2 protein-coding genes are annotated in these 1,457 nt (G+C 65.2%); one reads left to right on the top strand and one right to left on the bottom strand.

The window, feature by feature from the left end; translation table 11 throughout:
* Positions 1–548: 548 nt before the first annotated feature.
* Complete coding sequence (locus AC01FP_RS17565; RefSeq protein WP_474482007.1) at positions 549–776, top strand: Nif11-like leader peptide family natural product precursor; 228 nt, start codon at positions 549–551, stop codon at positions 774–776.
* Positions 777–886: 110 nt separating this feature from the next.
* Here the strand turns inward: AC01FP_RS17565 and AC01FP_RS17560 are convergent, their stop codons facing one another.
* Positions 887–1,054, bottom strand: a complete 168-nt coding sequence (locus AC01FP_RS17560; protein WP_474482006.1) for a hypothetical protein — start codon at positions 1,052–1,054, stop codon at positions 887–889.
* Positions 1,055–1,457 lie beyond the last annotated feature (403 nt).

Here is a 1,457-nt window from a genome sequence, read left to right as displayed (position 1 = left end):
CGCATCTTTTTGACGGGCTTACCGCGGCGGCCAAAGAACTCGACCTCACAGGGAGTGGAGCCGAGCTTCTGAACGCCTGGCGGATAGCGGTGAACCACAAGCAGGCGGACTTCACAGACGGGGCCTTGGGGAGTGGCCATGGCTGGGGTGGTGCGGAGAACACCGACCAAGCGCCCCAAAGGTGAGCACTAGCCAGGGGCGAGCACAGCGAGCCTTGCGTCAGCCCTTGCTAGTGCGAGCCGCAGGGGCAAGCTGCGGAGGGGTTTCGCAACGCCCGGCCAGCCAACGCCCAGTGGCCCTGCTGCAATACCCGTGCTGCCTCCTCACCGCGTCCGGTGAACAGACCTGCTCGCTCCCCTCGCGATCGAGGCCTGGACCAGCTGCTCCCGCCAGGTCGGATGAGGTCTGGTTTACCAAGGGGACCTGACCTCCACCCCAACAAAGGGACAGGGCAGACAGCAACCGGGTGGAGTGCAAGAGCTTGCCCTGCGGAACCTGGTGCCAGGGGCTATCCCACGCGAACGTGAGCGCATACCGGGCACACTCGCATGAGCTGGTCTGATCTTGAGCGGTTGGTGGCTGATGCAGAAACCAGCCAGGCGCTCCAGCAGACCCTCGGCCAGTGCCGCAGCCGCAAGGAGCTGCTGCACACCGCTCGCCAGTTGGGCTATCGGGTGACCAAAGGCGACCTGCTGAATGCCTGGCTGGAGCACCACAACGCTGCGGAAGTCAACGGAGCCGGTGGTGCTGATGGATGGGCAGCTGGCGGCAGCTGAGCTGCCTGCATTTAGGCCAGCTGGTGCACCACGGGTTAGGGCCGCAGCACTGGAATCCCCGAGCAGGCGCGAGTGGGTGGAGGGGCGTAGGCCTCCAGCGGGCCTGGGCCCTAGACGGCCCAGCGCAGGGGCTGCTCCCAGGCTTCCTCTGGGCAGATCAGATCCCAGCAGCAGGCGATCGGCTCGGGCAAGGGAAACAGCACCAGCTGCTTAACGGACTGGCCGGCCTTGCGCTGCCTGGTGCTGCTGGAGCGGAGCAGGGTGGAGGTGGCTTGCATCGCAGAAAGGAGAAAAAACGCCCCCTCTCGCGCCCAATAAGATGTCGGGTCAAGGCCGCCCGAGTGGCACTGAAAGGTGCACTCAGTAATTCCCACCGGGCGCTCGCCTTGGCCTTGACGCTGCGGTGCTGCCAGCCCGTCAGGTTGCTGGCACTTGGGCGAACAATCGGGGAAGTGCTCTCTCCTGCGGGGCACCACTGCTGACCCTGATCTCCAGCAAAACAACAGGGTGAAAAAGCCGGGATTTGGCCCCCGGCAGGGCTTGAGCCTGTGGCTCCTGAGCCTTAGGCCACAGCGTGCCGCTTGGATTCGAGCTCGCAGCGCAGCACCAGCAACTCATGCTGGGCCAGCAGCCGCTGATCGAGCTCATCAACGCGGGCCAGACACTTGCGGATGGCGGGCA

The organism is Cyanobium sp. NIVA-CYA 375 (assembly GCF_056108345.1).
The sequence above is the reverse complement of the archived record's forward strand: the minus strand, read 5'-3'. Positions and strand labels throughout refer to the sequence as shown.